Raw genomic sequence first — 13,846 nt, 5'->3', positions numbered from 1 at the left:
TTCAGGTTCGTTCTGCGACCCTGAACGCATGCGCCTGTTGATCGTGGAAGACGAGAAGCGTCTCGCGTTGTCCCTGGCCAAGGGCCTGACCGCCGAGGGCTACGCCGTGGACGTCGTGCACGACGGCCTCGACGGACTGCACCGGGCCAGCGAGGGAACGTACGACCTGGTCATCCTCGACATCATGCTGCCCGGCATGAACGGCTACCGCGTCTGCTCCACCCTCCGCGCCGCGGGTCACGACGTGCCGATCCTGATGCTGACCGCCAAGGACGGGGAGTACGACGAGGCCGAAGGGCTCGACACGGGCGCCGACGACTACCTCACCAAGCCCTTCTCGTACGTCGTGCTCGTGGCCCGCGTGAAGGCGCTCCTGCGCCGCCGCGGCAACGGCGGCCCCTCACCCGTCCACACCCTCGGCGACCTCAAGGTCGACACCGCCGCGCGCCGCGTCTTCCGAGGCGATGGCGGGGAGGACGGCCAGGACAGGGAAGTGACCCTGACCGCCAAGGAGTTCGCGGTGCTCGAGCAGCTCGTCCTGCGGGCGGGCGAGGTGGTTTCCAAGGGCGACATCCTCGAACACGTCTGGGACTTCGCCTACGAGGGCGACCCCAACATCGTCGAGGTGTACATCAGCGCCCTGCGCCGCAAGCTCGGAGCGCCGCTCATCAAGACCGTGCGCGGCGCCGGTTACCGCCTGGAGGTCCCGCGATGAGGCGCTTCTTCAGTTCTGTACGGGCCCGGGCCGCCACCGCGGCCACCCTCGTCGTCGCCATCGCGCTGGTCGCCGCCGGAGCCGCCGTGCTGCTCTCGCTGCGCGCCAATCTGACCGACCAGGCGAGCGGCCAGGCGGAGTCCGGCGCCCGCGGGGTGGCATCGCAGCTCGCCGGGAACGCTTCGTACGGCGAACTGGAACTCGACGACGAGGACCAGCCGGTCCAGGTCGTCGACAGCCACGGACGGCTCGTCGCCGCCAGCGAGGACCTGGAGCGCATCAGCGGCACGGGTGTCGACGCCGTCAAGCCCCAGCCGGCGTCCACGCCCCCCAAGGGTGACGACGATGACCACGAGAGCGAGAGCGAGGCGCTCGAACCCGGGGAGATCTCCGACGACGCGGCGCACGTCACCACCGGCTCCGCCACCGTCGACGGCGAGACGGCGGACTACCGCTTCGCCAAGGTCGAGGTGAACACCGAGAGCAAAGGTGACCTCACCGTCTACGCGGGCGCCTCGCTCGCCGCCCAGCAGAGCGCGGTGTCCACGGCGTTGACGTCCATGCTCATCGGCTTCCCGCTGCTGCTCGCCGTCATCGCCGGGGTGACCTGGCTCGTGACGCGCCGCGCCCTGCGCCCGGTGGACGCGATCCGCGCCGAGATGGCGGCGATCACCGCGTCCGAGGACCTCGCGCGCCGCGTGCCCGAGCCGGACACGCACGACGAGATCGCCCGTCTGGCCACGACCACGAACGAGACGCTGGCCGCCCTGCAGACCTCGGTGGAACGCCAGCGCCGCTTCGTGGCCGACGCCTCGCACGAACTGCGCAGCCCGATCGCCTCGCTGCGCACCCAGCTCGAAGTGGGCGCGGCCCACCCGGAGTTGCTGGACGTGGACGGTGCGGTCGAAGACACCGTACGACTTCAGGAGCTGGCCGCCGACCTGCTTCTCCTCGCCCGTCTGGACGCGGGTGAGAAGCCGGGCGGGGGACAGGTGGACCTGGCGGCGCTTGCTCGTGAGGAGCTTTCGCAGCGGACGCGGGACCGAGCCGACATCCGCATGGATCTGGCGAACGTCGCGGTCACCGGCTCCCGCAGCCAGCTGTCACGCGTGCTCGGCAACCTCGTGAACAACGCGCAGCGCCACGCCCGCTCGCATGTCACGGTGAGCACCCGCGTGGATGGCACGTGGGCGGTCCTTGAGGTGTCCGATGACGGGGACGGCGTGGCGGAGAGCGAGCGCGACCGGATCTTCGAGCGCTTCGTCCGCCTCGACGACGCCCGCACCCGGGATGACGGCGGGGCGGGTCTGGGCCTCGCCATCGCGCGCGATGTCGCCGCGCGCCACGGCGGGACCCTCACGGTCAGGGAGGCTCCCGGTGGGGGAGCGCTCTTCGAGCTCAGGGTCCCGGCCGCCGCCGATTCCCGGTGAGGGTGAGGGTCAGGGCTTGCCCCGCTGGGCGCGGAGGTGTTCCGCGATCGGGGTCAGGGCCTTGTGGAGTTCGCTGAGCGCCTCGGGTGAGATCAGGTCGACGAAGTGCTGGCGGACCGAGGCCACGTGGTGCGGGGCGACCCGCTGCATGGTCTCCATGCCCTCGTCCGTGAGGACGGTGTAGAGCCCGCGCCGGTCGGACTCGCAGTTCTCCCTGCGGACCAGACCCGCGTTCTCCATTCGGGTGATCTGATGGGAGAGCCGACTCTTGGACTGCAGCGTGGCGGCCGCGAGATCGCTCATACGCATCCGCTTCTCGTCCGTTTCGGAGAGATGCACGAGGATGTCGTAGTCGTTCATGGTCAGGTTGAACGGCTGGAGGTCCTTCTCGAGCTGATAAGTCAGCATCCTGTTGACCTCCACGTGGGTGCGCCAGGCGCACTGTTCCTCGTTGGTCAGCCACTGCGGGGCCGTCTCGGTCTCCATGGAATCGATTCTACCTAAGAAGTTGAAAGGTGAACGAATGTCGGTGTGTGACACGCGCCTCGCGCCCCCCAGATGACAGAGGGGCACAGACGTTCGCCGTCACACTCCGCAGACTACCGCTCACAGGCCGAAGCGACGCTGGAGGTCCCCCAGTTGTCCGGGAAGGCGCGGTTGTCCTGGCTGCTGCCCGTGTTGACCGGGTTGGCTGCGTTGCCCCGGTGCCCCCTGACCACCCGGCACGCCCGCCTGCTGCGGCACCGCACCCGTCGCCTGCTCGGTCATGAGTGCCTCCGAGGACTGCAGAAGCACCGTGCCCGCACCCACGAACTCGAACTGGTGCTCCTCCCCGGATGTCCCGCCGATCCCGCTCAGGGCCCGCACGCCGCCGATGACTCCGGTCAGGTATCCGTGGTCGTAGTGATGGCAGGGCGAGGGGCAGTCGGCCCAGCCCACAAGGGCCTGTGGATCGACCCGGATCGGCGGCTCCATGAACACCACCGGGCCGTTCGAAGCGGCAACGAACTTGCCGGTCCCGATCAGGGTCAGGAAGCCCGGAACGATGGACTGCTTGAGCGCGAGAGTTGGCTGAAAAGCGAGGAGGTTGCCGGAGCGAATGGTCAGGTTGCCGTCTTCGAGGTCGTACGAATTCACGTCGAAGGCCCGGTCGGCGAGGAGCATCTTGCCCTGGCCGTCGGCCACGACCCAGTCGCTCGCGTGCAGGGGCGAATGGAAACTCGTGCGCACCAGGCGGTCCAGACGGCCGTGTCCGATGCCGTTGAACTCGATCGACCCGTAGTAGGCGATCATCTTCCCCTTCTGCAGGAACCACTGGCTCCCCTTGAGCTCCACGCAGAAGGTGTACGCGTTCACGCTGTCGTCGCTCGGCAGCGACATCGGGTCGAGGGGTGCGGGCGCTCCCGCGGGCATTGAGGGGTTCACAGCTTCTCCTCCGACGCCTGGACATACACCGCACCGCTCCCTGACAGCTCGAGCTGGAAGGCCTCGCCCGAGCCGCGCCCCACCATGTCGCGCCAGCCGAGCGCCGTGGAGAGCTTGTTGCGCACGTCGCCGTGGTGCGCCACATACGCCTGCGGGTCGACATGGACCGGGCGCTGCGGGGTGATGGGCACCTCGATGACTCCGCCGTGCGCCATGACCGCGACCGAGCCCTGTCCCTTGAGGGTGGTCGTGAAGAGGCCCTGTCCGGTGACCTGGCCGCGCACCATGCCCATGACGCCGCCCTGCGAGCCCATGAACATCGTGCCCTGCTGGAGCGTCCCGTCGAAGGCGAGCAGCCGGTCCGCTTCCACGTAGAGGGTGTCGCCGGAGAGGCTGATGACCTGGATGTGGTGGCCGCCGTGCCCGAAGAGGACGGTGCCGCTGCCCTCGACGGTCATCAGGGGCGTCGCCTCATTGGCGAGCCTGCGCCCGAGCATCGAACCGATGCCGCCCTGCCCGCCCTGGATGTTGGGGGTGAACGCGACCTCTCCCTTGTAGGCGAGCATGGCGCCGCGCTGGCTGTACAGCCGCTGGCCCGGCAGGACGGTCGCTTCGACCATCTTCGAGTTGATCTCTCGGAAGGGCATGTCAGACGTCCCCCGCGATCGTGGTCCGCTCGCTGGGCTGGACGTAGACGAGGCCTTCGCCCTCGAAGCGGATCTGGAAGGCTTCGCCGCCGCCCTCGCCGAGCAACGTACGGAAAGTGACGCCCGACTGGAGGTTCTGGCGGAGGTCCCCTTGGTGCGCCACATACGCCCCGGGGTCCACCGTCAGCGGATACTGGCGACTGACCCGAAGCACGACCGCCGGTCCGTCGGACATGATCGCCGCCTGGCCCGAGCCCTCGACGGTCGTGGTGAACAGGCCGTTGCCCTGTGAGGCGCCTCGTACGCCGGTGAAGTGGGTGCCGGTGCGCAGGGCCGCGTCCGTGCACAGGAGATTGCCTGCCTCGACGAAGAGCTTCTCGCCGCGCAGCTCCACGAGGTTGATCTCGGTGGCGCGGTCGGCGAACCAGCACGTGCCGTGCCCCTTCACCTCCATCACCGTCATCTGCTCGCCGGTGAGGCGCCGGGTCACCATGCCCCGGATGCCCTCGCCGCCGCCGGTCATCTTTTTGAAGGCCATCTGGCCGTCGTACGCGACCATCGAGCCGTTCTTCGCTTTGACGGCGTCGCCGGACATGTCCACGGCGAGCACCCTGCTGCCTTGCAGTCGGAACGTTGCCACGTATCGACGGTAGCCGTCGGATATGGGGTCGGAACAGGGCAACGGCCCCTGAGCGAACCCCGAGAATGCCCCGATGTCACAATGGGGGTCGCTTGTGCGCGCATTCACAAGATCGCTAGATCGCTAGATCGATGCCGCCGAGCGGCCCCGCCCCTCGCCCCCGCCTCCCTCCGAAGGTGATCCGTGGACATCAAGACCGCTTCCGCACTCCGCCGCCTCCGCCTGGTCTCGGCCCCCGAGGCCATCTCCTTCCTGCTCCTGATCGTCTGCTCGGTGCTCAAGCGGACCACGGAATTCAACGCCGTACCGGTGATGGGCATGGTCCACGGCGTGCTCTTCGTCCTGTACGTGCTCTTCTGGCTCGACGCCTGGAACCGTACGAAGTGGGACCTGAAGACGGCCGCCCTCTACTTCGTCCTCTCCGTCCTGCCGACCGGCGGTTTCTTCGCCGAGCGGAAGCTGAAGGGTGAGGCCGAGGCCGCCGTGATCGCGTCGCGCGCCCGCCGCGAAGGAGTCGTGGGCGCATGATCGTCGCCTTTTCCGTGACTCCGCTCGGCGTCGGCGAGGACGTGGGGGAGTACGTCGCCGACGCGGTCCGCGTCGTCCGCGAGTCGGGCCTGCCCAACCGGACCGACGCGATGTTCACCTCCGTCGAGGGCGAGTGGGACGAGGTGATGGACGTCGTCAAGCGTGCCGTCGCCGCGGTCGAGGCGCGGGCGCCGCGTGTATCCGTGGTCATGAAGGCGGACATCCGTCCCGGGGTGAGCGACGGACTGACCTCGAAGGTCGAGACGGTGGAACGGCACCTCTCCGAGTAGCCGCCCCGTACAGCGAAGAGCCCCCGCCGAGTTCGTCCGGCGGGGGCTTTCTTCTTGCCGTCGCCCTCAGCAGCCGCACCCCCACCCCGCAACCGCAGCCAAACCGTTCACCCTAAAACCGCTCGCACGGACGCACCTGGTTCGACACGCCGAAGAAACTCCCCTTTTGTGAGGTTATCGGCTTGTTCATATCTGAACCTGCCAGACCCAGATCACCCACGACCTGGAGGGCGCTGTGCGGCCGGAGGGCTACGACTACGACACCCACAGCACACTCGCCGGACCGCTCACCGAGCCGGACGGCGACAGTGGCGAAGGCGGCGGCAGCGGCGAAGGCGGCCGCTATCGGGTGCAGTACACCGCACTGCTCTCCAGCGAGCCCCACCGAATACGGGCCGTCATCCTGATGACGCTCGCGCCCGTCCTCACCGGCCTCCTGCTCGTCTATCTCGTCTGGCCGACCCACTGGACGGAACGCGAGGGCGCCGACCGCTGGCTCATCGGTCTCGACATCACGATGCTCGTGGCCATCGGTCTGATCGAGCTCTTCATGCTCGTCAACGTCATCTCGATCGCCCACGCGACGATGGTGGCGAGGGACCCGATCCCGGTCACCCCCGAACCCGGCACCCGCGTCGCGTTCCTCACGACGTACGTCCCGGGCAAGGAACCCCTCAGCATGGTCCGCGCCACCCTCGAAGGCGCCAAGCGGATAGAGCACACGGGCCCCCTCGACGTCTGGCTCCTGGACGAGGGCGACGACGGCGATGCCAAGGCGCTCTGCGCCGAACTCGGCGTACGCCACTTCACCCGCAACGGCGTCCCCGAGTGGAACCGCGAGAAGGGCGTCCACAAGGCCCGCACCAAGCACGGCAACTACAACGCCTGGCTCGCGATGCACGGCGACGACTACGACTTCTTCGCCTCCGTGGACACCGACCACGTCCCGCTGCCCAACTTCCTGGAACGGATGATGGGTTACTTCCGGGACGAGGACGTGGCGTTCGTCGTCGGGCCGCAGGTGTACGGGAACTACGACAGCCCCGTCACCAAGGCCGCCGAGTCCCAGCAGTTCCTCTTCCACGCCCTGATCCAGCGCGCCGGCAACCGCTACCGCGCGCCCATGTTCGTCGGCACCAACAACGTCGTACGCATCTCGGCGCTCCGCCAGGTCGGCGGCCTGTACGACTCCATCACCGAGGACATGGCGACCGGCTTCGAGCTGCACCGCCACAAGAACCCCGCCACCAGGCGCCACTGGCGGTCGGTCTACACCCCGGACGTCCTCGCCGTCGGTGAGGGCCCCGCCTCCTGGACGGACTTCTTCACCCAGCAGATGCGCTGGTCGCGAGGGACGTACGAGACGCTCTTCAAGCAGTACTGGAAGGCACCGTTCACGATGCCTCCAGGGCGTCTCTTCTCGTACACGATGATGCTCGTCTACTACCCCATGACGGCCGTCAACTGGCTGCTCGGCGTGCTCAGCTGCGTCCTGTTCCTCTGGTTCGGCGCGTCCGGCACGCAGGTCGCCGCATCGGTCTGGCTGATGCTCTACAGCGACGCGGCAGCGCTCCAGATCGGCCTCTACCTCTGGAACCGCCGCCACAACGTGTCCCCGCACGAACCGGAGGGCTCCGGAGGCCTCGCGGGCATGGCGATGTCCGCGCTCTCCGCCCCCATCTACGCCAAGTCGCTCGGCGCCGCCGTCCTGCGCCGCCCCAGCCGCTTCGTGGTCACCCCCAAGGGCGGCGACGCGAGCCCCGACCGGGTGCTCACCTTCCGGATCCACCTCTTCTGGGCGGCGGTGCTCGCCAGTTCACTCGTCGCCTCGTTCGTGCTCGGCCACACCCATGTGGCGATGCGCACCTGGGCCGTCCTCGCGATGGTCATCTCGCTCGCCCCGATAGCGATCTGGAGCTTCTCGCTGCTCAGGGAGCGCAGGGCGCGCGGCGAGGCCCGCAGGCAGGCGCGGCAGCGCGGCAGGCAGGACGCGGAAGGCCTGGGAGCCCCGGGCGCGGAGGGCGAGCCGGAGCCGGCGTTCGCCACCGGTACCACGACTGGAGGGAACTGACCCATGGCCTACCGGCCCTCTCAGCGCACCAGGAAGACGCTCCTCGGCGTCGGCGCGGGCACGCTGCTCGTAGGACTCAACGCCCCGGCCGCGCTCTCCTTCGCCGAGGAGAAGTACCACGCTTACGAGATCGCCCAGCCCGGCTACAAGGCGAAGTACGGCTCCTGGAAACAGATCGGCATCCCCGAGGAGTTCCGCACCAACGCCATCCACGCCGCGCTCCTGCACACCGGCAAGGTCCTGATCGTCGCGGGCTCCGGGAACGAGCAGAAGAAGTTCGACGCCGGGTCCTTCGACACGATCCTCTGGGACCCGAAGACGGACACCTTCAAGAAGGTGGCGACCCCGGAGGACTTCTTCTGCTCGGGGCACGCCCAACTCCCCGACGGCCGCCTCCTGGTCGCGGGCGGCACGGCGCGCTACGAACTCCTCGACGGCGAGCTCACCCATGCCGGCGGCGGGATGCGCGTCAAGAACGAGAACCCCGACAAGAGCCTCGTCCTTAAGAAGGGCACCCGTTTCCGCTCGCCGTCGGGCGTCGAGTACGTGAGCAAGTTCGACGTCAAGGTCCCCAGAGCCAAGCGGGACTACGAGATCACGTACTCCAAGTCCGGTGCGATGAACCCCTGGAAGACGAAGGTCAAGGCGAGCGAGGCACGTGTCTTCGTGGAAGGCGCCAAGGAGGGCGAGGAGTTCATCACCGAGAAGGCCGCGCAGTACGAGATCGAGGGTCTCAAGGGCAAGGACGCGGACAACGCGTACGGGATCGCCGAGAAGATCACCATGGACAAGCAGGACTTCCAGGGGATCAAGGCGGCGTACGAGTTCGACCCGACGGCGGAGAAGTACATCCCCGTGGACCCGATGAAGAAGGCCCGCTGGTATCCGACGCTCGTCGGTCTCGACGACGGCAAGGTGCTCGCGGTCTCCGGACTCGACGACGTCGGCATGATCGACCCGGGCGACAACGAGATCTACGACCCGAAGACGAAGAAGTGGACCGACGGCCCCAAGCGCTACTTCCCGACCTACCCGGCGCTCTTCCTCACCAAGGGCGGCAAGCTCTTCTACCCGGCGTCGAACGCGGGTTACGGGCCCGCCGACAAGGGCCGTGAACCCGGCCTCTGGGACCTGAAGACCAACAAGTTCGACAAGATCCCCGGCCTCGTCGACCTCGACCAGACCGAGACGTCCGCCTCCCTCCTGCTGCCCCCGGCGCAGGACCAGAAGGTGATGATCATGGGCGGCGGAGGCGTCGGCGAGTCGGACAAGGCGACCAAGCGCACGGCCGTCGTGGACCTCAAGCAGGACAGCCCCGCCTTCAAGACAGGGCCCGAACTCCCGCAGGGCACCCGCTACCTGAACAGCGTGATCCTGCCGGACGACTCGGTGTTCACGTCCAACGGCTCAGGGGACTACCGCGGGCGCGGCGGGAGCAACATCCACAAGGCGCAGTTCTACGACCCCAAGAGCAACAGCTTCCGCGCTGCGGCGTCTCCCGAGGTGGGCCGCAACTACCACTCCGAGGCGCTGCTCCTGCCCGACGGACGCGTCGTCACCTTCGGCTCGGACCCGCTCTTCGACAACCAGGAGAACACCAAGCTCGGCCACTTCGAGCAGCGCATGGAGGTCTTCACGCCGCCCACGCTGCACAAGGCGGGCGAGAACCGTCCGGTCCTCGGTGAAGGACCGGAGCAGCTGGCTGCGGACGGCCGCGCGACCTTCCGTACGAAGAGCCCCGGGAAGATCGCGTCGGCCCGTCTGATGCGTCCCAGCGCCGTGACGCACACGACGGACGTCGAGCAGCGGTCGATCGCGCTCGGCCTCACCAAGGGCAAGGGCTCGGTGACGGTGGACGTGCCCAGGGGCGACACCGCCCTCGTGCCGCCGGGCTGGTACATGCTGTTCGTGACGGACCAGGACGGCGCGTCGTCAGAGGCGAAGTGGATCCACGTGAAGTAGCCCCGGTGGTGGGGAGCGGTGGGCGGGCGGTCAGGTGGCCTTGGCGTTGCGCGCGAGTCCGAGCGCGTAGTCGGGCCACCACTGGCCCGCCGCAGGGCCGCCCCTGCACGGTCCGTCCGAGTCGCCGGGCCGCTTGATCCACAGGACCGCGTCGAGCAGCGCCTCACCGGTCTTGTCCGTGGGCGGGGTGCCAAGACCGCGCCCCGGCGGATTGCACCAGGCGTCCTGACGGTCACCGGCGAGCGGGCCCTTGCCGTTGCGGCTCGTGTCCATCACGAAGTGCTTGCCGCCGACGACCCCCGAGAGGCCGCGGCCGTACGCCTTGATGGTGTCGTCGTCCTGGAAGTTCGACACGTTCAGCGAGAAGCCGTCCGCCTGCGCGATCCCGGCCTCCTGAAGCGGTTCGGCGAGCTTGCCCGCCTGGGTGATCCAGCCCGGGTTGCCCGCGTCCAGATAGACCTTCACCTGGGGCTGGCGCTTGAGCCGCTGGATGGCGTCGGAGAGCAGTTGGTAGCGCTCGGCGTGGTACTCGGCGGGGGTGCAGCCGTCCGCGATGTGCGGGACCGCGTCCGGCTCCAGGACGACGACGGCCGACTTGTCGCCGATGGTGCCCGCGAACTTGTCGATCCACTGCCGGTAGAAGTCCGCGCTGTGCGCGCCGCCCGCCGAGTGCTGGCCGCAGTCGCGGTGCGGGATGTTGTACGCGACGAGCACGGCGGTGCGGTCGGCCCGCGAGGCGCCGTCGACGGCCGCCTTGATGTCCGGGGCCGGGTCGTCGCCCGCGGGCCACACGGCCATGGGCTGCTCGGAGATCCTCTTCAGCGCGTCGGCGTCCTGGGTGCGGCCCTCCTGCTCCCACTGCCTGACCTGCCGGGCGGCGGCGCTCTGGGGGTCGACCCAGAAGGCGTTCTGCGGGGCCTTCTTGGCGGCGTCCGTGGAGGGACCTGCCTCGGCGGCCGTCCTCTCCTCGCCCTGCGCGCCGGAGTCGGATGAGCACCCTGCCGTGAGCCCGAGGGCCGTCAGGGCCGTGAGCGCGGTGAACGTACGGAGCAGCCGGTGCATCAGGACCCCTTGCGCGACGGTGAGGGGCAATCGTTACATAACGCTCTAATCGCCCTCGGTTGCGACACCGGACCGGGCTCCGTCAGATACCGCCGTCGCCGCCACTCCCGCCGCCACCTTCGCCGCCGCTCTCGCCCCCGCCCCCGCTCGCCAGCGCGATGCCCAGCGGTGTCCGCTCGTAGAGCACCTGATGCCCGTACCGCCGCGAGACGAGGAGCCCCGCGCCGCGCAGCGCGCTCAGATGCGCCGAGACGGACGACGGGGCGAGCCCCAGGCGGTGCGCGAGCGCCGAAGTGGTGGCCGGGTCGGTGAGCGCGGCGAGGACGGACGCCCTGCCCCGGCCGAGGAGCCGTACGAGCGCCTCGGAGGTGCGTTCGCTCGGCTCGGTCCAGAGCCCGGCGATGCCACGGGCGGGATAGGCCAGCGTCGGCTGCCACGGCGGCTCGTGGCCGCCCACCACGTCGGGCCAGGCGAAGACGCTGGGCATCAGGACGAGGCCCTGCCCCGCCAGATGCCGCACGTGGTCGGCCGACCGCTCGACGGTCAGCGTCTCCGCGTCCCAGGTGAACCTCGGGTCGATCTCGGCGACAAGGGCGCCGAGGCCGATCTCCGCGAGCCGCCGCGAATGGAAGGCGATGTCCGCCTCCAGGAGCGCCCGGAGCCGCGGCCAGTCCGGTTCGACGAGGGTGTGCCAGGCGGCTTCCATGGCATCGGCGAGAACCCGTACCGCACGCGCGGGATCGGCGAGCAGCGCGCGCCCCAGCGGCGACTCGGCCGCCCCCGCCGTGCAGGCGAGCCCCCGCGCCAGCTCGTCCCGCGCGACCTCGGGGGTGGCCGCGCGCACGGCCGCGATCTCCTCGTCGAAGGTGGCGGCGGGGCCGATGGGGGGAGGGCCGATGAAGTCCGGGCTGTAGCCCCGCTGCGGCATGAGCAGCCACAGCGGCCTGAGGTCGAGCCCGGCACTCGCCCCGCGGATCCGCCGCAGCCACTGCGGGTGGTAGCCGTGCCGGTCGGGCCGCTTGAGGGTGCGCACGGCTTCCTGCGTCTCCCACAGAGGTGAGATGGCGAACCGGCACCGCAGGAGATCGTCCGGCCCGAAGTGCAACCGGTTCGGCACGGTCCCGACCCCCTTGCGATTCCCCTTGATCCCCATGATTCGTCTGTCGCCGAAACTCTAGGGCGAGAGGCACGCGCGCGTGCAGGGTGCGGGCATGCCCGAAGAGAACCCGACAACTCCCGAACCCACCGGAACCGCCGAACCCACCGGAACCTCCGAACCCACCGGCTACCTCCGCCTCTTCGCGATCCGCGAGTTCCGCGCCGTCTTCCTCGCGCACGCCTTCTCGCTGCTCGGCGTCGTCGTCAGCGAGGTCGCGCTCACCGTGCTCGTCTACGGGCTCACCGGTTCGCCGCTGCTCAGCGCGCTCACCTTCGCGCTCGGGATGCTGCCCTACCTCGTGGGCGGCACCCTCCTGTCGGGGATCGCCGACCGGTATCCGCCGCGCCGGGTGCTCGTGCTCTGCGACGTGGTGTGCGGCGGGTGCGCCGCCCTCATGGCCCTGCCCGCCACACCCGTCTTCGGACTGCTCGCACTGCGGTGTGTCATCGCCGTCGTGTCGCCCGTGTTCAACGGGACGCGGATGGCGACCCTCACCGACATCCTCGGGGACGGTGACCTGTTCGTCCTCGGGCGCTCCCTGCTCCGGATCGTCTCGCAGAGCTCCGTACTCGTCGGGTTCGGGCTCGGCGGCGTCCTGCTCACCGTCGTCGCGCCGCGCGGCGCGCTCCTCATCACCGTCTGTACGTTCGCCGTGTCCGCGCTGCTCCTGCGGTGCGGGACCAAGCGCAGGCCCGCGCGCGGGGGCGGCGGCACCGCCCTTGTGCGGTACTCGCTCAGCGGCACCGGGCAGGTGCTCGGCGACCGGCGGATCCGGGCGCTGCTCCTGCTCCTGTGGGCGCCGCCCATGTTCATGGTCGCCCCGGAGGCGCTCGCCGCCCCCTACGCGGACCAGATCGGCGTCGGAGTCGCGGGCGTCGGACTCCTGATGTGCGCGCTGCCGGTCGGCACGATCGCGGCGGAGCTGTACGCGGGCTCCGCGCTCTCGGCGACCACCCGGGCCCGCATCGCCCTGCCGCTCGCCTCGGTCACCCTGCTCCCGCTCACCGTGTACGCCGTCACGCCGGGGCTCCTGTGGGCGATGCTGGCCCTCGCGCTCGCCGGGGCCGGATCCGCGTACACCCTTGGCGTCGACCGGTGGTTCGTCGACGCCGTGCCCCAGGAACTGCGCGGGCGGGCCATGACCGTACATACGGCGGGGCTCATGACGATCCAGGGCGTCGGGATGGCGCTCGCCGGGCTCGCGGCGGAGTTCTTCGCGGTGAGCACCGTCGTCACGGCGTCGGGCGTACTCGGCACGGTCTGCTGCCTCGCCCTGGCCGCCGAGGCCCGTGCCGCGCGCCGTACGCGTACGACCGTCACTGAATCCCGCGACCCACAGGAACAGGCGACCGAATTTCGAGACGGGGCTGACCAGCATGTGACCGGCGGGTAAGGTCTTTGGCGTGCCGAAGCCGCTCAGTCTTCCCTTCGATCCCATCGCCCGCGCCGACGAACTCTGGAAGCAGCGCTGGGGTTCCGTACCGGCGATGGGCGCGATCACCTCGATCATGCGTGCGCAGCAGATCCTGCTCGCCGAGGTCGACGCGGTCGTCAAGCCGTACGGACTGACCTTCGCGCGGTACGAGGCGCTGGTCCTGCTCACGTTCTCGCAGGCCGGCGAGTTGCCGATGTCCAAGATCGGCGAGCGTCTGATGGTCCACCCCACGTCCGTCACCAACACCGTCGACCGCCTGGTCAAGTCCGGCCTCGTCGACAAGCGCCCCAACCCGAACGACGGGCGCGGCACCCTCGCCTCCATCACGGAGAAGGGCCGCGAGGTCGTCGAGGAGGCCACGCGCGAGCTGATGGCCATGGACTTCGGGCTCGGGGTGTACGACGCCGAGGAGTGTGCGGAGATCTTCGCGATGCTGCGGCCGCTGCGGGTGTCGGCGGAGGACTTCGAGGAGCAGTAGAGGG

General features: G+C 69.5%; 14 protein-coding genes. 8 read left to right on the top strand and 6 right to left on the bottom strand.

All coding sequences use genetic code 11. The features are described from left to right. Positions 1 to 28 precede the first annotated feature (28 nt). Together ACWFRJ_RS18430 and ACWFRJ_RS18425 are read left to right on the top strand one after the other, a co-directional pair. Complete coding sequence (locus tag ACWFRJ_RS18430) at positions 29 to 715, top strand: response regulator transcription factor (RefSeq protein ID WP_453531353.1); 687 nt, start codon at positions 29 to 31, stop codon at positions 713 to 715. Continuing rightward, complete coding sequence (locus tag ACWFRJ_RS18425) at positions 712 to 2,145, top strand: sensor histidine kinase (RefSeq protein ID WP_453531350.1); 1,434 nt, start codon at positions 712 to 714, stop codon at positions 2,143 to 2,145. The genes ACWFRJ_RS18430 and ACWFRJ_RS18425 overlap by 4 nt, the downstream gene beginning before the upstream one ends. 9 nt (positions 2,146 to 2,154) lie before the next feature. Here ACWFRJ_RS18425 and ACWFRJ_RS18420 read toward each other — a convergent pair whose 3' ends face one another. The 4 genes from ACWFRJ_RS18420 to ACWFRJ_RS18405 all read right to left on the bottom strand — a co-directional run bounded on the left by ACWFRJ_RS18420 (position 2,155) and on the right by ACWFRJ_RS18405 (position 4,857). Continuing rightward, positions 2,155 to 2,631, bottom strand: coding sequence for a MarR family winged helix-turn-helix transcriptional regulator (locus ACWFRJ_RS18420; RefSeq protein WP_453531347.1), 477 nt, complete (start codon positions 2,629 to 2,631; stop codon positions 2,155 to 2,157). A gap of 120 nt (positions 2,632 to 2,751) precedes the next feature. Next, the gene (locus ACWFRJ_RS18415) at positions 2,752 to 3,558 is read right to left on the bottom strand and encodes an AIM24 family protein (protein WP_453532359.1); all 807 of its coding nucleotides are present in this window, start codon (positions 3,556 to 3,558) and stop codon (positions 2,752 to 2,754) included. 8 nt (positions 3,559 to 3,566) lie between these two features. Further along, the gene (locus ACWFRJ_RS18410) at positions 3,567 to 4,217 is read right to left on the bottom strand and encodes an AIM24 family protein (RefSeq protein WP_453531344.1); all 651 of its coding nucleotides are present in this window, start codon (positions 4,215 to 4,217) and stop codon (positions 3,567 to 3,569) included. A 1-nt stretch (position 4,218) separates the two neighbouring features. Next, positions 4,219 to 4,857: an AIM24 family protein gene (locus tag ACWFRJ_RS18405; protein WP_453531341.1), complete on the bottom strand. Its 639-nt coding sequence runs from the start codon at positions 4,855 to 4,857 to the stop codon at positions 4,219 to 4,221. Positions 4,858 to 5,040: 183 nt separating this feature from the next. Between ACWFRJ_RS18405 and ACWFRJ_RS18400 the strand changes: the two genes are divergently transcribed. From ACWFRJ_RS18400 to ACWFRJ_RS18385, 4 genes are all read left to right on the top strand, one after another. Continuing rightward, the gene (locus tag ACWFRJ_RS18400; protein ID WP_453531338.1) at positions 5,041 to 5,385 is read left to right on the top strand and encodes a DUF3817 domain-containing protein; all 345 of its coding nucleotides are present in this window, start codon (positions 5,041 to 5,043) and stop codon (positions 5,383 to 5,385) included. Next, positions 5,382 to 5,675, top strand: a complete 294-nt coding sequence (locus ACWFRJ_RS18395; RefSeq protein WP_453531335.1) for an MTH1187 family thiamine-binding protein — start codon at positions 5,382 to 5,384, stop codon at positions 5,673 to 5,675. The genes ACWFRJ_RS18400 and ACWFRJ_RS18395 overlap by 4 nt, the downstream gene beginning before the upstream one ends. Positions 5,676 to 5,910: 235 nt before the next feature. Then, entirely contained in the window at positions 5,911 to 7,746 is a 1,836-nt protein-coding gene (locus ACWFRJ_RS18390) for a glycosyltransferase family 2 protein (protein ID WP_453531332.1), read from the top strand. Positions 7,747 to 7,749: 3 nt separating this feature from the next. After that, positions 7,750 to 9,708, top strand: coding sequence for a galactose oxidase-like domain-containing protein (locus ACWFRJ_RS18385; RefSeq protein ID WP_453531330.1), 1,959 nt, complete (start codon positions 7,750 to 7,752; stop codon positions 9,706 to 9,708). 30 nt (positions 9,709 to 9,738) lie between these two features. Here ACWFRJ_RS18385 and ACWFRJ_RS18380 read toward each other — a convergent pair whose 3' ends face one another. Further along, positions 9,739 to 10,770, bottom strand: a complete 1,032-nt coding sequence (locus tag ACWFRJ_RS18380; RefSeq protein ID WP_453531327.1) for a glycoside hydrolase family 6 protein — start codon at positions 10,768 to 10,770, stop codon at positions 9,739 to 9,741. An 82-nt stretch (positions 10,771 to 10,852) separates the two neighbouring features. Next, positions 10,853 to 11,887, bottom strand: coding sequence for a DUF5937 family protein (locus tag ACWFRJ_RS18375; protein WP_453531324.1), 1,035 nt, complete (start codon positions 11,885 to 11,887; stop codon positions 10,853 to 10,855). Between the two features lie 94 nt (positions 11,888 to 11,981). Between ACWFRJ_RS18375 and ACWFRJ_RS18370 the strand changes: the two genes are divergently transcribed. Then, the gene (locus ACWFRJ_RS18370; RefSeq protein WP_453531321.1) at positions 11,982 to 13,322 is read left to right on the top strand and encodes an MFS transporter; all 1,341 of its coding nucleotides are present in this window, start codon (positions 11,982 to 11,984) and stop codon (positions 13,320 to 13,322) included. A 10-nt stretch (positions 13,323 to 13,332) separates the two neighbouring features. Then, positions 13,333 to 13,842, top strand: coding sequence for a MarR family winged helix-turn-helix transcriptional regulator (locus tag ACWFRJ_RS18365; protein WP_453531318.1), 510 nt, complete (start codon positions 13,333 to 13,335; stop codon positions 13,840 to 13,842). Positions 13,843 to 13,846 lie beyond the last annotated feature (4 nt).

This window comes from Streptomyces sp. NPDC055239, assembly GCF_053606205.1.
This window is presented reverse-complemented; position numbering and strand designations above follow the sequence as displayed.

Excerpts from the sequence above, each read along its gene's own strand:
- ACWFRJ_RS18430 (WP_453531353.1), top strand. The coding sequence starts at position 29 with ATGCGCCTGTTGATCGTGGAAGACGAGAAGCGTCTCGCGTTGTCCCTG.
- ACWFRJ_RS18425 (WP_453531350.1), top strand. The coding sequence starts at position 712 with ATGAGGCGCTTCTTCAGTTCTGTACGGGCCCGGGCCGCCACCGCGGCC.
- ACWFRJ_RS18420 (WP_453531347.1), bottom strand. The coding sequence starts at position 2,631 with ATGGAGACCGAGACGGCCCCGCAGTGGCTGACCAACGAGGAACAGTGC.
- ACWFRJ_RS18415 (WP_453532359.1), bottom strand. The coding sequence starts at position 3,558 with ATGCCCGCGGGAGCGCCCGCACCCCTCGACCCGATGTCGCTGCCGAGC.
- ACWFRJ_RS18410 (WP_453531344.1), bottom strand. The coding sequence starts at position 4,217 with ATGCCCTTCCGAGAGATCAACTCGAAGATGGTCGAAGCGACCGTCCTG.
- ACWFRJ_RS18395 (WP_453531335.1), top strand. The coding sequence starts at position 5,382 with ATGATCGTCGCCTTTTCCGTGACTCCGCTCGGCGTCGGCGAGGACGTG.
- ACWFRJ_RS18385 (WP_453531330.1), top strand. The coding sequence starts at position 7,750 with ATGGCCTACCGGCCCTCTCAGCGCACCAGGAAGACGCTCCTCGGCGTC.
- ACWFRJ_RS18380 (WP_453531327.1), bottom strand. The coding sequence starts at position 10,770 with ATGCACCGGCTGCTCCGTACGTTCACCGCGCTCACGGCCCTGACGGCC.
- ACWFRJ_RS18370 (WP_453531321.1), top strand. The coding sequence starts at position 11,982 with ATGCCCGAAGAGAACCCGACAACTCCCGAACCCACCGGAACCGCCGAA.